Source organism: Paenibacillus sp. ISL-20, assembly GCF_018613005.1.
Taxonomy (GTDB): Bacteria; Bacillota; Bacilli; order Paenibacillales; family Paenibacillaceae; genus Paenibacillus_AQ.
The window spans coordinates 1-18,397 of record NZ_JAGGRD010000049.1; the positions used below are offsets into that span (position 1 = coordinate 1).

Here is an 18,397-nt window from a genome sequence, read left to right on the forward strand (position 1 = left end):
GATGGCAAATTCCCGCCGAGGTGCCTGGGAAATGTCTCGGAACACAAATAACGCCCTTCCAACTTCTTATTGGGAAGCGAAAGGGCTGAAAAGTTTACTTTCTCGTTATCTGGAGCTTTGTTAACCTTTTGGAACCGCCGTATGCGGACCCGCATGTACGGTGGTGTGAGAGGACGGGGGTTAGCCGCCCCCTCCTACTCGATTTAAAAGTCTTACAAATATCCAAATCAACCCGGCGATGTCTTAATCGTTTGTTGTTGCCGATCTATTCGGGACATAAGGAACCGAAGTCATGTACATTGCCCGGCGTAATATGGACATCCGTAATCATATTGTATTTTTATCTGGTTTCCCATCTTTTTAGAAAGCGACTCGTCACTTTTCGAAGAAACGGATCACCTCTCTTTGTTCAATGAATTTTCATTTCATTTGTGTTTTTAATCACAAGCTATGGAGCATGAGGATGCTAGTTTGGAGAAGTAAACAGAATAGAACTTAATCTTTATAGATCGAAATAAAACAGAGGTGATGATCATGAGTGAATTCATTAATAACCGTGAGAATGGAGTTTCTGCTCATCGAACCGTCCGTATAAATATGCTCAAGGATATCATTAAAGAGCTGCACTATGGGAAAAGCGTGGAAGAAGTAAAGGCCAAGTTTAACCAAGCCGTAGGGGAAATTTCCGTTGATGAGATTTCGGAGCTGGAGCAAGTGCTGATGCAGGAGGAAGGAATACCGGTAACCGAAGTACAGCGACTGTGCAGTGTGCATGCTGCCGTATTCAAAGGTTCCATCCAAGACATTCACAGAGCTCATCAACCGGAAGAGCAGCCTGGACATCCAGTGTTTACCTTTAAAATGGAGAACCGAGAAATTGATCGACTGGCAAATTTCAGAATCGCCCTGCATCTGGATCAATTTCTTGAGGATCAAGGAGAGGCCAATCGCCTCAAATTGCTGGAGGATTTCAGTCTCCTCTATGATGTAGATAAACACTACAGCCGCAAAGAAAATGTGCTGTTTCCTTTTCTCGAGAAATATGGGATCTATGGACCGACCAAGGTGATGTGGGCAGTAGATGACGGTATCCGATTGGGAATAAAAGAAGTGAAATCCAAACTCACTCACTTGGATGGCAATGCCGAGACCGTAGTGGATCTGGCAAAACGCGTCTTAACCGAAGTAACAGAAATGATCTATAAAGAGGAACATATCTTATTACCAATGGCTCTGGAAAAGTTGACGGAAGACGAATGGCTTCAAATTGCTGCCCAAAGCGAAGAAGTCGGTTATTGCTTAATTGCGCCCGATCAAGAATGGATTCCCGAAAGAGCAGCTGAACCTGGCGCAGATCAGGGATTGGGGTCTTCTCCGCTGCAAGAGGGATATATCCGAATGAGTACAGGCATTTTATCGGTCAGACAGATGGAATCCATCTTAAACCATTTACCAGTCGACCTAACCTTTATCGATGAAAATGATATCGTTCGATATTTTTCACAGGGAAAAGAACGAATCTTCGTTCGTACCAAAGCGGTAATCGGCAGAAGTGTTCAGAACTGCCATCCTCCGCAAAGCGTTCATGTCGTCAATCAGTTGCTTGCTGATTTCAAAGCAGGTGTCAAAGATGCAGAAGATTTCTGGATCCCGGTTAAAGATAAATTTGTCTACATTCGTTATTTTGCCGTAAGGGATGAAGAAGGAAACTATTTAGGTACGCTTGAATTCACTCAAAACATTAAGCCGATTCAGGAGCTCACCGGTCAAAAGCGCATACTCTCTCCGTAAGTTGTTACGCGAACCCTAAAACCGCATCCAGAGAAAGTAAAGGGCAGAGCTGGGCCGATTTCCCGGCACCGTCATAGCAGATGCCGGATATGCATCCTTTTCATAAAAGAGGGCTGTCCTTCAAGTAGAATATCTACTTGAAGGACAGCCTTTGTTGTTAAATCGTAACGAATTTCCTGCTAATGATGAACTGTACGGTTAGTCATGATTTAGGTCATTTGGCATAAGGTACTTTACTTTTAACTGGACGCTTTGGGTTTGAATTCGTAATCGGCTCTGTCCTCCGACTATGGGAAAAGGGAAATGGTTCCAAGGACCTAACGATTTTTTTAGTATTCTGCTACTTGTTCCTTTTGTGAAGATGGATGACCTTTACTAGAATAATTACATTAATCTGTATATTGTTGAGGTGAGTGCCATGGGCAAAATATTAGTTCCTCCGGAAAGACTTATGGAGATATCCCAACAATTTGCACAGGCCAGGGAGATCGGGGTGCAAATTTGCAGCCACCTTACCCAGCAGATTCAAATCCTTGAAAGTGGATGGGAAGGTACGACAAGGCAACGATTCTATCAAGATTTCCAGCTGGCCCGTCAGCAAATGGATAATTTCACTGCAGCGGTGGGTTCAGTCAGCACGGAATTACATACGATTGTCAACCGTTTTAAAGAGGCCGATTCCACTCAAGCTTCTTTACAGGCAAGGACGGCCGCAGATCCGATTGATCAAACCCAGAACGTGTTAAACAGCTCGCTTGAAGCGAGAGATAATCTGGAAAAGTGGGGAACTCTTCTTTACAGCTCTGTGGGCGCTTCCTTAGTTTTATCTAAGACGGTACAATTCAGAGTAGATCCCAGAAATCCGACCCGAACTAAAATTCATAATGCGCCATGGGTTAAAGGCAAAGGTAACAATACGTTCTTGAAGAATCTGGCAAGAGGCATCAATCGCCAGATTGTGAACCCAGGCTTCATGATGAAAGGAATCAAAGGCTTTGATAGAGTAGCAAGCAAACTCGGTCTCAATTTTGGGTTAGGCTTTAGTCAAGCTAAGAACTTTCCACAGTGGACTAGACAGGTCATAGCCGGTGTAGAAAAGGGCAGGTATGGGATCGCTACCAAGAAAATTCCAGGTATGATCGCCAAAAAGATATTCCCGATTAACGCAACCTTTAATGTGATCGGTGAGGCTTCCGGCCTTGTCAGTAAGTATCGTGAAGGCAAGCTCAACGGGGAAGAAGTAGCTGTAGCCGCATCCAACGTTGTTGTAAAAACAGCCGCGACCTATGGCGGTGCTGTAGCAGGCGGAGCCGTCGGTGCGATGATTGGCGGCCCGGTTGGTGCGGCTATCGGTTCCTATGTGGGCGGTACGGTTGGAGCCTTTGTCGGTGATGGCGCAGCTAAAGTGGTCGAAAAGGGAGTTCGCTGGATTAGCGGACTGTTCAAATAATTTCAGGAAGGCGCTAAATTATGAACGCAATATCTTATCGGAAATCCGTGGCATGGGGCAAAGCACTTGGCAGTTTACTGTTTGTGCTGGCCTGTCTGTTTCTGCTGTACGCGGCTTTTTTTATGGATACTTCCTTTATTCGTAAGTTTTTTTGTATCACATCAGCCATAATAGGGATTCCGTTTTTTGGAGGATATTTGGTTGTCAGCTTGCCAAAGGCGTTGAAATCAGACACGCACCTGCTCACCTACGATCAAAATTCCATTTCAGATGGAACGCGGACCATAGTCTGGGCGGAGATTACAAGTATCAGCTACAGCGGCCCTTCCATTCGGAAGTGGCTGCTTCCGAAATTTCCTGTGCTGATTTTTCATTTGAAAAACAGAGAGACCTGGACTGTGAATACGTATTATTTGTTGACCGATACCGAAATTCAGTCTGTCATGAAGCGCCTGCGGGGGCTGATCAGCCGTAACGGAAAGGAAACGAAATAGACCTGTACTGGAGGAGTTGCTTACATGAGCGAGCATACCTATATATTTTCATTAGAAGAGCTGGGATACACCTTGGCCGTTCATCAAGGGGAGGAAATGGCTGCAGGACTTATGAAGGCATACTATGGAGACCTGTCTGAAGACAGATGGGAGCTTCTATTTCAAGCAGCTACACATAGCTTGATGTCCAAAGGTTTTATAGAATCGATTGATGAAGAGAACGGAGAGGTTCGTTTTACTTCCGAAATTACGCAAATGATTCAGCACTTGCTGCAGAGCAATTATATGCTGAGAGGGATTACCGATCGGAATTCTAGCAAAGTACTGACCATCCACGAGCTGCAGCAGCGGTATTTGTACCACTTGTCTGACAATAACACGCTTCATTTTCTATCCTGGACAGAGCCGGCGGATTGGGAAGAGGAGCTTGTACGTTTCTATGGAGTGAAGCCTTCGAAAGCCGGAGGGACGACTTTATCCGAATCCAAGGTTGTGATCACTGAAGAACTGTGGAACCGTCTGACAGCTGGTGAATCCCCTGCCTCCCCTCTCTATGACGAGCTTTCATCAGACCAGCAGCAGCTGATTGCAAAATGGCAGCAGGATTTTCAAACCAATGCCCGTACCATGGACAATCTAAGCACGATAAGAATTGGAAGCGGAAATCAGACGGCAATCGAGGATATTTTGTTTGTACTTCCTGCCAATGAAGGGGTCTGGATTGTATGTAATCAGGAAGCGGACAGAAATGCGGAACCACAGATTTGCATTGAGCTGCAATCCTACTCTGCATGCAGAAAGACGCTCGGCTCTTTTGCTGCAACTTTGGCTTAGGTAAAACGGTAAGTGTAGCACTGCTCATCTGAAAGGTCTTCTATGCGATCAATCATCTTAGAACCCTGCGGCCATATCGAATTAGACTAAAAGAGTACCCTCTCGGTGCTCTTTTTTGTTTTTCGGACTGACAGCCTTACCAAGCATCTCCCAAATCAACCCAGCGATGTCTTATCTTGGACTTTGCGTGGTAATAGAATTCAATTTATAATAATAGGCTAATCTTAAACTACGTCAGGAGGAAATAATGGACTTTATCAAAAACCAACTAGACGGATATGGCATGAGCGAACCAATCATTGGATATCTCTCAAATATGATCATGGTTGTTTTTATAGCCGTTGTCTCTATATTAGCCAATTTTTTAACCAAAAAAATCGTATTGAAGATCATAATTCATATTGTCAATAACAATCGTTATACATGGGATAATATCATTGTCGAGAAAAAAGTATTCCACAAGCTGTCACATCTCGTGCCGGCGATCATTATTTATTTTTCGGCGTCCATCTTTCCGCCCTATCAGATTCTGATTGAAAAGGCGGCAATGACGTACATGATTATCGTAACCATCACGGTGCTCAATGCGCTGCTTAATGCCTTTGATGACATCTATCGTTCGTTTGAGGTCTCCAAGATCAGGCCGATCAAGGGATACATTCAGGTGGTGAAGATCGTTCTCTTCATCATCGGCGGCATTGTGGTGATCTCAAACCTCATCGGTCAGAATCCTTTGATCATTCTTAGTGGGCTTGGTGCTTTATCGGCCGTGCTGATGCTAATCTTTAAGGATTCCATATTAGGCCTGGTGGCAGGCGTTCAACTATCGTCGAATGACATGGTGCGTGTCGGCGACTGGATTGAAATGCCGAAATACGATGCGAACGGCGACGTGATCGACATTACGTTAAACACGGTAAAGGTGATGAATTTCGACAAGACAATCACCATGATTCCGAGCTACGCTCTCATCTCCGACTCGTTCAAGAATTGGAGAGGCATGCAAGTATCCGGCGGCCGAAGAATTAAGCGAAGCGTCTATATCGATACGACCAGCATAAGTTTTTGTACGAAAGAAATGATTGAGGAATTCCAGAAGATTCACTACCTTACCGATTATGTCACGACAAAAATAAATGAAATTCATACGTATAACATCGAACACCAGATTAATACAGAAAGCAACGTGAACGGTAGGCAGCTTACGAATGTGGGCGTATTCAGGGAATACATCCATCAGTATCTGCGGAATCATCCGAAGATCCATAAGGATATGACGCTGATTGTCAGACAGTTAGCGCCGGGAGATAACGGACTGCCGTTGGAAATCTACGCTTTCAGTAATGATACCGCCTGGGGAGTGTATGAATCGATTCAAGCGGATATTTTTGACCATATTTTTGCCGTTGCGCCGACATTTGGGCTGCGTGCCTTCCAAAACCCAACCGGCCATGATATCGTTCAACTCAAAGAAAGTCCGGAATATTCGCGAGGATATTGAGAACGCATCGGAGGTAAGTTGAACGAGTTACAAGGATTTCACGCGGGAGGAGAATGGCTTTCCGGTGTAGAAGCAATGGTAGAACGTGGCCATATCTCAATCGAGCGTCATTGGTCGGCGGGTGATACCATATTGCTCGAACTCGACATGCCTGTTGAGATTATCCGCGTTAGGCAGGAAGTATAAGCGAATGAAGGCTGAATCGCTTTGCAACGTGGACCCATTGTATATTGCATCGAGCAGTGATCATGCCTCTATACGTCATATCACTAATCAGTTGTAGTTTTGGTCAATGTAATAGCCTAGCGCAGCACAGGAGAGGAGTGTCTACCATTGAACATTAACAATCCGATCATACCCGGCTGGTATGCAGATCCCGAAGCCAGAACGTATGAGGGGAGGCACTGGATTTATGCGACGCGTTCCTTCACGGAATATACGATGCAGATGAATCTGGACGCATTCAGTTCCGACGATCTGATCCATTGGGAGAAACACGAAGGCATTATCGAAATGGCGGATTTTCCATGGATATGGAGGGCGGTTTGGGCACCGACCCATATCGAGCACCAAGGGAAATATTATCTCGTGTTTGCATCGAACGATATCCAATCGAATGAGGAAACCGGCGGCTTGGAAATCGCCGTTGCGGACCGTCCGGAAGGGCCGTACAGAGGCTACTTGGGGAAGCCGCTCGTGGATAAGTTCATTCATCAGGCACAGCCGATCGATGCGCATCTATTCAAGGACGCAGACGGAACGATCTATCTGTATTATGGCGGATGGGGCCACTGCAACGTTGCACGGATGAACGAAGAGATGACGGGATTCGTTCCATTGGCAGACAACGGCAATGAAATTTTCCGTTCCATTACGCCGGAGGGATACGTGGAAGGTCCTTGCATGATTAAGAAGGACGGACTTTATTATCTGATGTGGTCCATGGGCGGATGGACGAATGGAACCTATCGTGTAGCCTATGGCGTGAGCGACAGCCCGCTCGGTCCATTCAAAAATGAAGGCACGATTCTAGAGCGACAGGAGCCGATTGCCGAAGGACCCGGTCATCATGGCTACTTGCATTTGCAAGAGAGAGATGAATGGCTTATCGTATACCACCGCCGAATCATTGGAGACACCGAGCCGGGCCATCGCCAGCTATGTATGGATCGGATGCGGATCGGCAACGGCAAGATTGAGCCGGTCATCATGACTTAATTAAGGGAATCCATGGTGAAAAAGCGGCCCGTAATCGGTCGCTTTTTTGCGTCTTCGTAAGGGTTAGGTGTTGGAAAATACCAGAAATAATCCGTATGATATAATCTGGTTATATCTTTTGACCATGGCAGGAGGATAGAACCCGAAAATACGGTGCTCACCGTAAGGGCGCATGAAGCGAATTCTCATAAAAACAGGGGATGGGAAAGCTTTACGGAAAAGTCATTGAGACGATCAACCGGAAAAATGAGCCTGTCGTATTCCTGTTATGGGGAAGCCACGCCCAGAAGAAGGCGGAGCTCATTACGAACCGGCAGCATACACTGATTCGTTCGCCGCATCCGAGTCCGTTGTCTGCGCACCGAGGTTTTTTTGGCAGCAGGCCGTTTTCACGTGCTAACGAATGTTTACGCAATATGGGGCTTCAAGAAATTGATTGGCAAATTCCTAACTTGTAAGAGGAAGGAGAGGGGCCATCCATAGTGAAACCTCTTCATCCCGCAAGATAATTGTATCTGGACAATGAACAACCACATCCACGCGAGTGAACTGCACCCCAAAAGTTAGACACCATCTAACTTTTGGGGTGCAGTTCAAAGGTTGTGGATTTTTTCTTTTAAGATCAAGAACGCCAGCCTTTAAAGCGAGACTTTAGAGGCTAGCATTTCTCTTATTGAGACCCTAATCAATATGAGGTAGTTCGGTTATTGTAGGGTTCTGCTGATTTGATTGATGCAGCAGTTCTTTTAGTTCATGAAGATGTATTTCGGTGATTTGGTTAGAATGATGAATTGCATGTAGCTTGTTCTCTATTTTTTCTAATCGAAGCTGAGTTTCGTTTTTGAATGTTCTCGGTATTTTTTTTCATTTTGGAGTTATCCATGATGACTAGAATGGTAACGCCCGCACCAAAGATCGTTAACCCTCTAGCTATTTGATTCAAATCCGCTAGGTTGAAAAAAATGAGTCAACACAACACAATTCTCGCAATGAGGACTTCTCCATGAATTTTACATCAGATTTAGTCTAGGCTCTAGTCACGCAACTATGATGTTCTAGGCTTTAAAGTTTAGCCTTGACAGAAAATCGAGAACGGTTTGATTGAATTCCTGGTATTCCTCAATAAATGGAAGGTGCCCGCAGTTCTTCATGATGATTTTAGATGATCGCCTTATGTTCTTATGTAGGGTTTCGGCGGTCTTTATATTAAATGGATGATCCCGATCCGAAATGATGATAAGTGTAGGGATATTAATCTCGGAAAGTCGATGAATGGCATGAGGCTTTATCGTTGTCGCAAGACTAGGGGAAAATCTGCAGAAGTTATGGGTGTTTCTAACATTCAAGAGGACCTTTTCCCTGGCTTCTGGTCTATCCATGGAAGGAAAAAAGTATTGCCAGTACGGATTTGTGATGAATGACTTTATTGCCCGCTCACGGCTTTTTACTCGAACATTGAAATGATTTTTGATTCCTTGCCACATCATGTTCATAGGATAATGATTTCCTTGAATGGAGGGGGAGACAAGAATAAGAGCTTGAGCCAGATGGGGATACGCTAGTGTAAAGTCTATGGCAACGCCGCCCCCCAACGAGGAACCAATGAGCGTCATATGGTGAAGCTTTAAGGAATCGACGATTGTCTTCAGATCCTGAACGTTTGAGAATGGAGATTTTGGCGTACTGGAAAGGCCGTAACCTCGCAAGTCATAGCGAATGATTTTATACTGCGTGGACAAAGATTCAACCTGTTCATTCCAAATCTGATGATCATTAAAATTTCCATGCAATAGGACCATTGGAGAGTCTTTATCAGGGCACGTTTCGCATACAGAATAAAAAATCTGCCCATCATCTACCTCTACATAGTCCTGGATCATAAAATCGAACCTCCTTTACCTACCGACTTACAAGAGATCGGCATTATGTAGGTTATCTTCTATTATGGATCTTAGTATTTCGGAAACGGAATAATCGCCTTTATGGCAATAACGATCGATTTCCTCCCAACATTCCTGCGACAAGGTTAAAGATATTTTTCGAGTTACTCCTATCGGCTTGCGGCCAGCCCCTTTCCGGTTGCCTCCTCTTTTACCAGATCTGCTACCGGTATTATCAATATTTATGAAATCCATCATGACATCACCCATCCTTATAATTCCATATTGCGACTTGATCGTCAATTAATGCTACCTTAATCAAACTCATACTGTTATATGGATATTTATGTTAAATTTAACGGTATTTTTCATAGACGCTGCAAAAATAGGCATGTGCTGCCTGCTCTTTTTGATTCTAATTCATTGCAGATTGCTCGCGATAGGCTCGGGATGCTACATTCGCTAGTTTATTCGCATAATTTCGTATAAATGAGTTGATGGTCCAATACTATTTTCTCCTTCGATCATAAGATACATAGAATACGATTAAAGGAGGACTTATAATGGCTGAACAAGTTAGAGTGAGCCCACAATTCAAAAGGCTCTGTACCCAATTTGCAAGAATTCTGGGAGGCCAATCGGAAATCGAGGAAGGTCCGGTTTGTTTTGTCACGCGTATGACGAACCTAAGGGAATCCATCTTGGGAAGAAGAACGCGCTCTCCTTTGGTTCAGATGCAAATGTTTTCCTTTGAATCTCTTGATAAATCGGGCCGCGCGCTTTGTTTGGGTGAGACTGCCGTTCACCAAAATCAGGTGAATCGATTGATGTCGAATCTCCGCAAACGTGGGATAAAAGTAACAGCGGTTCATAATCACTGGCTAAAAGAACAACCTCGCTTGATGTATATGCATTGGGAATCTATTGACAATCCTGTTGCGTTTGCAAGAAAAACGAAAGAATCCATTGCATTCTTGGGTTAATGCAGCCTGAGTTATACAGTTGATTCATATCATTTAATGAGAGGATGATTTCGTATGGCGGCACAAGTGACAGTAAGTCCTCGCTTTAAAAGGCTATGTAACCAATTCTCAGCCATTTTAGGTGGAACGGAGCATGAAATTACAAAAGGCCCGGTTTGTTTTGTCTCCAGAAATCGGAGAATAAGAGCATCTATTTTAGGAAGAAAGACGACTTCCCCTTTGATCCGTTATCAATTATTCTCGTTTGAATCCCTGGACAGTTCCGGTCGCGCACTTTGTTTAGGGGAAACCGCTCTCTTACAAAGCCAAGTAAATCAATTGCTGACCAATCTTCGCAAAAATGGGATTAAAGTAACAGCGGTCCACAATCACTGGCTGTTTGAGAACCCGCGCTTGATGTATATTCACTGGGAGTCGATCGACAATCCCATTGCATTTGCAAGGAAAGTAAAACGTTCCATTGCTTTCTTGGGTTAATATATGAGCAAGAAGCAAGGCCTTCGATATAGACAATTTAGCCGGTAAATATCTGAGGTCATAGTGGATATTATTCAATTTGTAGCATTAGAAAAGCGACCGTGATCGGTCGCTTTTTTACGTTTTCACATTTGAAAAGGAAGTCGAACCACGCCTGTTAATTGAGTTTAGACGTTACTGACGATCCTAATGATAGTTCTTGGATTCATTTTCTTTGTATTTGTCATCGCTGTCATGCAGCGCTTGTTTCCGGCGATCGTTGCGGGCCTGTTGCTGTTGCTGGGCCTCATGGCTGTTCACGGGTGTTTCTGCCAGCTGTTCCACCGTGTTGATTAGGTTCTTGTCCGGTTGGTTTGTGCTCAATTGAAAAATCCTCCTTGTATACTTATATAGGTTAATGAGGATTATTATGTGCTGGCCGTTGTACGGATATACGTGTTGTAGATCTACAGTGGACGTTTGATAGCAACGATTCGTGAATGTATGGAACAAGATTATGTTATTGAGCACATAGAGCAGCGATTTCATTGCATGGTATTATTATCCTTGTTGTATTTGAGAGGATTGTCATGGTTTATGGGTGAAAGAAAGAGCCCCGAAAATCTCAGGGCTTATATGCTATAATTTGGAATGTACAACACACCTTGAGTGGGCGCAACCTCCGAAAGGAGGTGATGCGATGAACATTTCGTTTGGTGAAGTGCTTACCTTCGGGTTATTCCTGTTGGCGTTGCTAACTTACATCGATAAACGAAAGTAACCCACTCTTAGGTTGTCGCCGAAGTGGGTTACTTTCTGATCACACATGATCTTGGAGGGGTTTCCACTCAAGATGTTGTACTGAGGACGGTTGGCACACCGTCCTTATTTCTATTCTTATCTTATCATACCCGTTTTTAGTCCTCAACGATTGTGTTTATTCAATAGCAAATTATTACCTGTATGATCCCTCAACCGAAACTGCACTCTTTTCAGCAACTTCAAGACTTTTTTACATATTCCTATACAGAATTTGTTACTATGATAGTACATAGATGCCTCATACCTAACGTTGGATTGCGTCAGGCATTTACTATCTTTCTTCAATATCAATTGGATACAGGAGAAAACAAACAGGAGGGAATATATTGAGTACACAGAGACTGGGAGCTCCTTTGGAAGGCTTTGCGGAATTCAGCCGAAAGGTCGCTGCCGAAGGTGCCGTACTGTTAAAGAATGAAGGACAGGTGCTTCCCCTTCAACCGAACGAAACCGTTGCTGTTTTTGGCAGAACGCAAATTAATTATTACCGCAGCGGTACGGGTTCGGGCGGGAGCGTTCATGTTTCCCATACAACGAATCTGCTCGGCGGTCTTCGGGATAAGAAGAACATCACCGTCAACGAACAATTGGCAGCTGCCTATGAACAGTGGATTGAACAAAACCCTTTCGATAATGGCGGCGGCGGTTGGGCGGCTGAACCGTGGCATCAGAAAGAAATGCCTCTGACCGATGAGCTGGTATACGCAGCAAGACAGGCAGCCGATAAGGCGATTGTTGTCATCGGGCGAACAGCCGGTGAAGACCAGGATAATGCCAATGAGCCGGGCAGTTACCAGTTAACGTCCGAAGAAAAAGCGATGCTGCAGCAGGTGACAACGCACTTCGAGCAAACCATTGTGGTGCTGAATGTATCCAACATTATCGATATGAGCTGGATGCGCGATGATAGTTATGTGCACCCGATTTCCTCTGTGATCTATGCTTGGCACGGTGGCATGGAAGGCGGCAACGCGATTGCGGACGTATTGGTCGGCGGGGTAACGCCAAGCGGCAAATTAACCGACACGATTGCTTATGCAATCGAGGATTATCCATCGACCCGTAATTACGGCAACGAGCTCAAGAATGTTTATCAAGAAGATATTTATGTCGGCTACCGTTTTTTCGAAACGTTTCGACCCGCTGCCGTCCAGTATGAATTCGGCTTCGGTTTGTCGTATACGTCGTTTGAAATCGAGCCGCAGGAAGCCAGGTTGGTGGTTAGAGAGGGAGCGCAATACGTTGAAATCGGAGTAAACGTAAAAAATATCGGGACCACCTATACAGGTAAAGAGGTTGTGCAAGTTTATTACGAAGCGCCGCAAGGCGTGCTGGGCAAGCCTGCCAAAGTGTTGGCGGCATTCGGAAAGACGCAGGAGCTTGGGCCCGGCGATTCGCAGCCGCTCACGATCAGCTTCCCGGTTCATGCCATGGCTTCCTACGATGATGCTGGTGTGACGGGACAGGCTTCCGCTTATGTCTTGGAGGCCGGAACCTACCGTTTGTATGTGGGAACCAGCGTGAAGAATGTGAAGCCTATCGGTTTGGATGGCCAAGATGGTTACGCTGTAGAAACGCTGCAAGTTGTGGAGCATTTGCAGGAAGCCATGGCGCCAATGGAAAGCTTCACTCGAATGAAGCCTGGCAGTCGCAAGGAAGACGGCTCATACGAGCTGACATATGCAGAGGTGCCGCAGCGCAAGATGAACATGGAGGAACGCATTCACCAAAACCTGCCGCTTACCTTGGAGCAAACGGGCAATCGAGGCTATACCTTAAGGGACGTTTATGAGGGGAAAGTCAGTTTGGAAGCCTTTATCGCTCAACTAAGCGATCAAGATCTGGCAGTCATCGTCAGAGGAGAAGGCATGAGCAGTCCGCTGGTTACGGCGGGAACAGCCTCGGCTTTTGGCGGCGTGAGTGACAGCTTGCTTGACTACGGAATTCCCGTGGCTTGTACGGCGGATGGGCCGTCCGGGATTCGGATGGACAGCGGACAGCAAGCAACGCAGGTGGCTATTGGAACCCTGCTTTCGGCAACCTGGAACACTGAGCTTGTCGAAGAGCTCTATGTTATGGAAGGCCGGGAGTTACTCAGCTATAACATTGATACTTTACTTGGACCGGGTCTGAACATTCGGCGCAGCCCGCTGAATGGACGCAATTTTGAGTATTTTTCGGAAGATCCACTGATCTCGGGGGTATTTGCCGCGGCGTGCACGCGCGGGATTATGAAGGGCGGCTCCAATGCCACCCTGAAGCATTTTGCCTGCAACAACCAGGAGAAGCATCGCAGTAAAGTCGACGCTGTTGTGTCCGAACGCGCCCTTCGGGAGATTTACCTGAAAGGCTTTGAAATCGCGGTGAAGCAGGGCGGGGCGAACGCCATCATGACCTCGTATAACCCGATCAATGGACACTGGGCGGCATCCAATTATGATTTGAATACCACCATCCTACGCGGCGAGTGGGGATTCCAGGGTATCGTGATGACCGACTGGTGGGCCATTATGAACGACGTAGTGAACGGAGGCCCAGCCGATCGCAAAAACACCAACTGGATGGTCCGCGCGCAAAATGATCTGTACATGGTGGTTATGAATTACGGCGCGGAAATCAATGCATGGGAAGACAATACCTTGGCATCCTTAGACAATGGTACACTCACTCGTGGAGAGCTGCAGCGCAGCGCCATGAACATTTGCCGGTTCTTGATGCATGCGCCGGTATTTTCAAGAAAACAGGTGATTGAGGAAGCCGTAGGTGCTTTTAAAGCCGCCACTTCTCTTGTGCCGGTGCAAGCACAAACCTTATCGGAGAGCACGCAAGTAAAGCCGGCTGAATCGGGAGCGACCTATGTGAAGGTGGAAGAATCCGGCGAGTACCGGATCATTGTACGCATTATGTCTCCGGAATCCGAACTGGCCCAAAGCGCATGCAACGTAATACTGAACGACCAACCGGTGACCACGATTCAAACGAATGGTACCGATGGCAGATGGATCAAACAGAAGCTTGTCAAAGTGGAGTTGGAAGCGGGTTATTATGAGATGAAGCTGGATTTTGTCAAGCCCGGCTTGCAGATCGACTGGATTGAATTTAAACGGGTGTAAATGTGACGAATGTCATCGAAAACATATTTGAAATTTGAATAATAAGGATGATGCAAGAACTTAAAGAGATGAGAGGGTGTGAGACGTTTGGCATCAACGATCCGTGAATGTGTGGAGCAAGACTATGTTATTGAGCATGTGAAGCAACGATTTCATTGTACGGTATTATGGTGTGAAGGGCGTGCATGCCTGGAATATAACGGCGAGGACGAGCTGTCGCGAATATCGGATTACTTAAAACAAACGTTTGACAAAGAGCTGCTGGACGTATTTTTCACGGCTATTGAAAGCCTTCCGCTGGATGCTTAAAGTGTGATTATCTTATGGTTTTCCTTAGCTGTCTTCGGACAGGGGAGTGACTCCGCTCGACAATCTGAGATTGGTGATTGGAGAGTTTCGTGTGATATTAACATCATAACCCTTAAAAGCTTATGTAGTGCTCTTTTTGCATAAGGTTTCGTTCTCCCGCTTACATTAAGGTACTTAAAACCATCAACCAGTGTTCTGGTTGGTGGCATTTCAATTTATGATATAATAAGCATAATTTTAAAACTGGAGGGGATTGAGGATGTTTGCAAATCGAGAACAACTCCAAGAAGTTTTGAAAAAAGCGAATCAACATGCACGGAAGAAAGCCAGAGAGTCAGGTGCATCTATCTATTATATAAAGAATAACAAACGTGTTCGTGAAGACGCAGAAGGAAATAAGTTCGAGATCGTTTTTGATGCAACCGGAAAACGGCAGGAATTTGAATATCATGAGTGACACCAAACCAATCATGACGGTTTTTGCTGGTACCAATGGAGCTGGCAAAAGCACGATCAGTTTGCAAATGAGAGAATGGTTAGGTGAACTGATTGATCCAGACCAGATTGCACGGGAATTAAAGCCCGATGATCCGAGGGGTGCCGACCTGTCAGCAGTAAACCCGCTCAAAGAGCGGGTGCTTTTATATGAACGTGTAAATGATACTGCTTAGAAGATCCCCAATATAGAAGAAGACACTGACCGCAGGCCAGTGTCTTCTTCATGTTCTGAAACAGGAACATACTTATTAATTTAATGCATCCAGCCGTTAGGAACAGCGCTAGCAAAAACACTCTGGTTGATCCGGAGGTTCATTTTGCTGCGCGTCGTCTTGGGAGGTTGTTGTGGTGTCGTATGCAACTAATGCATGGGTGGCGTGACTAAGAATGGCACCTGCGCGAGTAGTCGTTGCTACGAATACAGCTTCAAGGATTTCTTCTCGTGTACCGCCTAATTGCTTGAATTTCTTCACATGAGCGTCGATGCAATAGGGGCATCCTGTAACATGGGCTATGGCCACGGCAATCAGTTCTTTTGTCTTTAACGGGATGTGATTGAGTGTCTGGTAGACGTCTTTTTCAAAGGCTAGAAAAGAGGCGGAGGCCTCGGGGGCAAGTTGCATGAGTTCGGGAATTTTCTTTAAGTTGGAAGAGTCGTAATAATGGGTCATAGCGGTCTCTCACCTGCCCCTCTCTTAATCTGGCAGGAATTGATCCCGAATATACGGTTGATGAAGCAGATTCGAGTCAGGGCATTAAACAAAAAGACAAGTCCGATCAAACCGATGTACCGCCAGTTACTATCTAGATAAAAAAGAACAAACAGGAGAGGGAAACTCAGAATAAACCGGAATAACCGGTCGATACCACCGACATTTTTCATATCATACCTCCGCATCATTGGAATTAATTCCATCTTAGCGGGATATCGAATCCTTCTCCGTGACTAAGTCACGATCGATATTGCTGAATGATCTTTTCCAAGGCCAATCGATCGATGAGACGGATGCTCCCTCTGGATAGCGACAGGATTCCTTGGTTTTGAAAGTCCTTTAGCATGCGGCTAATGACTTCCCGGGCTGTTCCTAGCTCTATGGATAACTGTTCATGCGTGATCTTTAATACTGTTAGATCGTCTTTCGTATTCGTATATAAAAAATGGGACAGTCGATAGTTTATCGGTTTAAATGCAATGTCCTCGAGAAGGTTCGTAACAGCCGTTATTCTCTGGACAAATTGTTGATAAATAAATTGCCTGAGCGGTTTGTAATGATCCATCCATTCTTTAAATAGGCCTACCGGAATAAGCAAAACCTCGCTTTCCACTTCAATTGAAGCCGTGGCTTCGTATTCCGAATCTCCCAGAATACTTGCCATCATGAGCACGCAGCTTTGCCCGCCTTGGACTCGGTATAAGGTAATTTCCCTTCCTTGCTCACTAATCTTATGAATTCGGACGCTGCCCTTCACCATGAACATCGCATGCTGCAGCATATGACCTTCCTGTATCCTATGCGGAGTAAAAGGGTCTACGGACACGAGCTCAGCGTGATGCCAGTCATGGTGTGAAACCGTGGAGAGGCAAGGGAGAATATTGGTTATTCGTTCAATTTCAGAGGGATTCATAAGGGGCTCCTTTTTACAATTCAATGTAGCGTCGTAAACCTGGAAGTGTTAATTCTCATTATAGGCCAAATTAATATTAGATGGTAATTTTAGGGAAAGTTAAAGGGTGTAACGCGGACAAAGGCTTTGGCTTGTCGGAGCTGAGCTGTGGAATAGTGAAATGATCCCCAAACCTGTCGTTTGGGGATTCTTAATAGAGGGGCATATGTAATGGAGGGTGTTTGAGGGCTGAAGGATATGATTCGATAAACGACCCATGAAGTTCACGATTACTCACTTATGGTATCTAAGACCAAGGCTGTTAGCTGGTGCACGGTATGTTCGTTTAATGGACGTTGAATCTGGTACATAGCCATACTGCCGGACATGCGCGCTGTGATGTCAAAATGCCACTTCGTTAATCCGCTGCCGGATAGAAGTTGGTTTCGATAGGTATGACGATGCAACAGTGGCAGCTTCTCTAGTTTATCAACCGCACGTATATGCAGTTGACGGCAATCTGTCTTAACGAGCTCAAAGATGCCAGCCAGCGGCAGGTGTTTGTTGGAGAACTGGGATGAGACGGGGATGGCATACTTGGTTTCACGATCGAACAAAGGTCGGAAATGACGGGAGTCCATTCCAAAAACTTCGAGGCTTTCTTGCCAAAGCTTTTGTTGAGGGTAAGCTGGCGTTACATAAGGAGTATTTTGCTGATCCAGCGTTACAGCGATGACGTCATCCGTTACCAATTGGTATCCTTTCTGCAGAAAGGCAGAGGCCAGCGTCGACTTCCCGTGTCCGGAGTGGCCGATGAAAGCATAGGCCTTGTCGTCGATGACTACCGCGCTGCCGTGCAGGGGGAGTATTTTATGCTGCAATAAAAGGGCACCCATGCAAGATCCGAGCACGTACAGCCGGATTTTATCCTCTGCAGCGCCCTTCTCTGGGGAGACAGAAATGGTCGTCCCGCCCTCTATTGCAAAAACAGCGAGTTCAGGTACTCTGAACATGACCATATCTTCGGTACATATGAATGTTTTATTTGACTTATCAGGTCTTCCAATCCATCTTTCGGTCAGATCAGCATAACGGATGACAATATCGGCGAAAGCATCCGGGAGGACAACGGGCTGTAACTCATGCAGGGGAATGTCACTATGGATGGAAAACCCGAAGGCCTTATATGCGGTTGGCTTAAACGTTTGAAGCATGGTCCTCACTCCAATGATTAATATGCGAATAAAAAAAGATAGCCCATATACCCGATCAGGCGTATAGGGGCTCTTTTTATCAGAACATGATGACTTTATATGTTAGCTGGTGTGAACCATTTCATCCGGATCCGGTTGCACTGCATCCGGAATCGCACTACCAGGACCAGCCATGGTCATTTTGATGTCAAGAACCTCCAAAGCAGGTACGCTCCATTCCTTTTTCATA

General features: G+C 45.5%; 22 protein-coding genes and 2 pseudogenes. 16 read left to right on the forward strand and 8 right to left on the reverse strand.

Features of this window, described 5'->3' with window-relative positions; translation table 11 throughout:
• The 10 genes and pseudogenes from J7E85_RS34935 to J7E85_RS25420 all read left to right on the forward strand — a co-directional run.
• Positions 1-124, forward strand: a pseudogene (locus J7E85_RS34935) (group II intron maturase-specific domain-containing protein); the annotation flags it as partial.
• A gap of 410 nt (positions 125-534) precedes the next feature.
• On the forward strand, positions 535-1,791 hold the full coding sequence (locus tag J7E85_RS25385; protein ID WP_215162791.1) for a DUF438 domain-containing protein: 1,257 nt from the start codon (positions 535-537) through the stop codon (positions 1,789-1,791).
• 418 nt (positions 1,792-2,209) lie between these two features.
• Positions 2,210-3,241 carry a WXG100 family type VII secretion target gene (locus tag J7E85_RS25390; protein ID WP_215162792.1) on the forward strand — a complete coding sequence of 344 codons (1,032 nt, stop codon included), beginning with the start codon at positions 2,210-2,212 and terminating at the stop codon, positions 3,239-3,241.
• 20 nt (positions 3,242-3,261) lie between these two features.
• The gene (locus J7E85_RS25395; RefSeq protein WP_215162793.1) at positions 3,262-3,735 is read left to right on the forward strand and encodes a DUF5381 family protein; all 474 of its coding nucleotides are present in this window, start codon (positions 3,262-3,264) and stop codon (positions 3,733-3,735) included.
• A gap of 24 nt (positions 3,736-3,759) precedes the next feature.
• Entirely contained in the window at positions 3,760-4,569 is an 810-nt protein-coding gene (locus J7E85_RS25400; RefSeq protein WP_215162794.1) for a hypothetical protein, read from the forward strand.
• Between the two features lie 247 nt (positions 4,570-4,816).
• Positions 4,817-6,070, forward strand: coding sequence for a mechanosensitive ion channel family protein (locus tag J7E85_RS25405; RefSeq protein ID WP_215162795.1), 1,254 nt, complete (start codon positions 4,817-4,819; stop codon positions 6,068-6,070).
• A gap of 18 nt (positions 6,071-6,088) precedes the next feature.
• Positions 6,089-6,256 carry a glycoside hydrolase family 127 protein gene (locus tag J7E85_RS25410; RefSeq protein ID WP_215162796.1) on the forward strand — a complete coding sequence of 56 codons (168 nt, stop codon included), beginning with the start codon at positions 6,089-6,091 and terminating at the stop codon, positions 6,254-6,256.
• A gap of 15 nt (positions 6,257-6,271) precedes the next feature.
• Positions 6,272-6,316: a hypothetical protein gene (locus J7E85_RS34940; RefSeq protein WP_353049560.1), complete on the forward strand. Its 45-nt coding sequence runs from the start codon at positions 6,272-6,274 to the stop codon at positions 6,314-6,316.
• Positions 6,317-6,403: 87 nt separating this feature from the next.
• Complete coding sequence (locus J7E85_RS25415) at positions 6,404-7,288, forward strand: glycoside hydrolase family 43 protein (RefSeq protein ID WP_215162797.1); 885 nt, start codon at positions 6,404-6,406, stop codon at positions 7,286-7,288.
• A 147-nt stretch (positions 7,289-7,435) separates the two neighbouring features.
• Positions 7,436-7,746 (forward strand): annotated as a pseudogene (locus J7E85_RS25420) (uracil-DNA glycosylase family protein); the annotation flags it as partial.
• Between the two features lie 597 nt (positions 7,747-8,343).
• Here the strand turns inward: J7E85_RS25420 and J7E85_RS25425 are convergent.
• Together J7E85_RS25425 and J7E85_RS25430 are read right to left on the reverse strand one after the other, a co-directional pair.
• Positions 8,344-9,168, reverse strand: coding sequence for an alpha/beta fold hydrolase (locus J7E85_RS25425; RefSeq protein ID WP_215162798.1), 825 nt, complete (start codon positions 9,166-9,168; stop codon positions 8,344-8,346).
• Positions 9,169-9,195: 27 nt separating this feature from the next.
• Positions 9,196-9,426 (reverse strand): ribbon-helix-helix domain-containing protein, encoded by a 231-nt coding sequence (locus J7E85_RS25430; RefSeq protein WP_215162799.1) that lies wholly within the window; start codon positions 9,424-9,426, stop codon positions 9,196-9,198.
• A gap of 305 nt (positions 9,427-9,731) precedes the next feature.
• Between J7E85_RS25430 and J7E85_RS25435 the strand changes: the two genes are divergently transcribed.
• Together J7E85_RS25435 and J7E85_RS25440 are read left to right on the forward strand one after the other, a co-directional pair.
• A complete protein-coding gene (locus J7E85_RS25435) occupies positions 9,732-10,151 on the forward strand; it encodes a DUF1259 domain-containing protein (protein WP_215162800.1) in 420 nt (139 codons plus the stop codon).
• Positions 10,152-10,205: 54 nt separating this feature from the next.
• Positions 10,206-10,628, forward strand: a complete 423-nt coding sequence (locus tag J7E85_RS25440) for a DUF1259 domain-containing protein (RefSeq protein WP_215162801.1) — start codon at positions 10,206-10,208, stop codon at positions 10,626-10,628.
• Between the two features lie 186 nt (positions 10,629-10,814).
• On the opposite strand, the gene J7E85_RS25445 is transcribed toward J7E85_RS25440, so the two are convergent.
• Positions 10,815-10,991: a hypothetical protein gene (locus J7E85_RS25445; RefSeq protein WP_215162802.1), complete on the reverse strand. Its 177-nt coding sequence runs from the start codon at positions 10,989-10,991 to the stop codon at positions 10,815-10,817.
• Between the two features lie 764 nt (positions 10,992-11,755).
• On the opposite strand from J7E85_RS25445, the gene J7E85_RS25450 reads away from it, so the two are divergent.
• From J7E85_RS25450 to J7E85_RS25465, 4 genes are all read left to right on the forward strand, one after another.
• Complete coding sequence (locus tag J7E85_RS25450; RefSeq protein WP_215162803.1) at positions 11,756-14,542, forward strand: glycoside hydrolase family 3 C-terminal domain-containing protein; 2,787 nt, start codon at positions 11,756-11,758, stop codon at positions 14,540-14,542.
• Between the two features lie 87 nt (positions 14,543-14,629).
• A complete protein-coding gene (locus tag J7E85_RS25455; protein WP_215162804.1) occupies positions 14,630-14,851 on the forward strand; it encodes a hypothetical protein in 222 nt (73 codons plus the stop codon).
• 259 nt (positions 14,852-15,110) lie between these two features.
• Positions 15,111-15,308, forward strand: coding sequence for a hypothetical protein (locus tag J7E85_RS25460; RefSeq protein WP_215162805.1), 198 nt, complete (start codon positions 15,111-15,113; stop codon positions 15,306-15,308).
• Positions 15,301-15,522, forward strand: a complete 222-nt coding sequence (locus tag J7E85_RS25465; protein WP_251036042.1) for a dephospho-CoA kinase — start codon at positions 15,301-15,303, stop codon at positions 15,520-15,522. Before J7E85_RS25460 ends, J7E85_RS25465 begins: the two co-directional genes overlap by 8 nt.
• A 108-nt stretch (positions 15,523-15,630) precedes the next feature.
• On the opposite strand, the gene J7E85_RS25470 is transcribed toward J7E85_RS25465, so the two are convergent.
• The 5 genes from J7E85_RS25470 to J7E85_RS25490 all read right to left on the reverse strand — a co-directional run bounded on the left by J7E85_RS25470 (position 15,631) and on the right by J7E85_RS25490 (position 18,396).
• Positions 15,631-16,020, reverse strand: a complete 390-nt coding sequence (locus tag J7E85_RS25470; protein WP_215162806.1) for a carboxymuconolactone decarboxylase family protein — start codon at positions 16,018-16,020, stop codon at positions 15,631-15,633.
• Complete coding sequence (locus tag J7E85_RS25475) at positions 16,017-16,232, reverse strand: YgaP family membrane protein (RefSeq protein ID WP_215162807.1); 216 nt, start codon at positions 16,230-16,232, stop codon at positions 16,017-16,019. The genes J7E85_RS25470 and J7E85_RS25475 overlap by 4 nt, the downstream gene beginning before the upstream one ends.
• Positions 16,233-16,300: 68 nt before the next feature.
• A complete protein-coding gene (locus tag J7E85_RS25480; protein ID WP_215162808.1) occupies positions 16,301-16,975 on the reverse strand; it encodes a Crp/Fnr family transcriptional regulator in 675 nt (224 codons plus the stop codon).
• Positions 16,976-17,244: 269 nt separating this feature from the next.
• On the reverse strand, positions 17,245-18,168 hold the full coding sequence (locus J7E85_RS25485; RefSeq protein WP_215162809.1) for an aldolase: 924 nt from the start codon (positions 18,166-18,168) through the stop codon (positions 17,245-17,247).
• A gap of 102 nt (positions 18,169-18,270) precedes the next feature.
• A complete protein-coding gene (locus J7E85_RS25490; RefSeq protein WP_114149298.1) occupies positions 18,271-18,396 on the reverse strand; it encodes a paeninodin family lasso peptide in 126 nt (41 codons plus the stop codon).
• Between the last annotated feature and the right edge of the window lies 1 nt (position 18,397).

What these genes read in the sequence shown, in the direction of transcription:
- J7E85_RS25385 (WP_215162791.1), top strand. Translation starts at nt 535, where the DNA reads ATGAGTGAATTCATTAATAACCGTGAGAATGGAGTTTCTGCTCATCGA.
- J7E85_RS25390 (WP_215162792.1), top strand. Translation starts at nt 2,210, where the DNA reads ATGGGCAAAATATTAGTTCCTCCGGAAAGACTTATGGAGATATCCCAA.
- J7E85_RS25395 (WP_215162793.1), top strand. Translation starts at nt 3,262, where the DNA reads ATGAACGCAATATCTTATCGGAAATCCGTGGCATGGGGCAAAGCACTT.
- J7E85_RS25400 (WP_215162794.1), top strand. Translation starts at nt 3,760, where the DNA reads ATGAGCGAGCATACCTATATATTTTCATTAGAAGAGCTGGGATACACC.
- J7E85_RS25405 (WP_215162795.1), top strand. Translation starts at nt 4,817, where the DNA reads ATGGACTTTATCAAAAACCAACTAGACGGATATGGCATGAGCGAACCA.
- J7E85_RS25425 (WP_215162798.1), bottom strand. Translation starts at nt 9,168, where the DNA reads ATGATCCAGGACTATGTAGAGGTAGATGATGGGCAGATTTTTTATTCT.
- J7E85_RS25430 (WP_215162799.1), bottom strand. Translation starts at nt 9,426, where the DNA reads ATGATGGATTTCATAAATATTGATAATACCGGTAGCAGATCTGGTAAA.
- J7E85_RS25435 (WP_215162800.1), top strand. Translation starts at nt 9,732, where the DNA reads ATGGCTGAACAAGTTAGAGTGAGCCCACAATTCAAAAGGCTCTGTACC.
- J7E85_RS25440 (WP_215162801.1), top strand. Translation starts at nt 10,206, where the DNA reads ATGGCGGCACAAGTGACAGTAAGTCCTCGCTTTAAAAGGCTATGTAAC.
- J7E85_RS25460 (WP_215162805.1), top strand. Translation starts at nt 15,111, where the DNA reads ATGTTTGCAAATCGAGAACAACTCCAAGAAGTTTTGAAAAAAGCGAAT.
- J7E85_RS25465 (WP_251036042.1), top strand. Translation starts at nt 15,301, where the DNA reads ATGAGTGACACCAAACCAATCATGACGGTTTTTGCTGGTACCAATGGA.
- J7E85_RS25470 (WP_215162806.1), bottom strand. Translation starts at nt 16,020, where the DNA reads ATGACCCATTATTACGACTCTTCCAACTTAAAGAAAATTCCCGAACTC.
- J7E85_RS25475 (WP_215162807.1), bottom strand. Translation starts at nt 16,232, where the DNA reads ATGAAAAATGTCGGTGGTATCGACCGGTTATTCCGGTTTATTCTGAGT.
- J7E85_RS25480 (WP_215162808.1), bottom strand. Translation starts at nt 16,975, where the DNA reads ATGAATCCCTCTGAAATTGAACGAATAACCAATATTCTCCCTTGCCTC.
- J7E85_RS25485 (WP_215162809.1), bottom strand. Translation starts at nt 18,168, where the DNA reads ATGCTTCAAACGTTTAAGCCAACCGCATATAAGGCCTTCGGGTTTTCC.
- J7E85_RS25490 (WP_114149298.1), bottom strand. Translation starts at nt 18,396, where the DNA reads ATGAAAAAGGAATGGAGCGTACCTGCTTTGGAGGTTCTTGACATCAAA.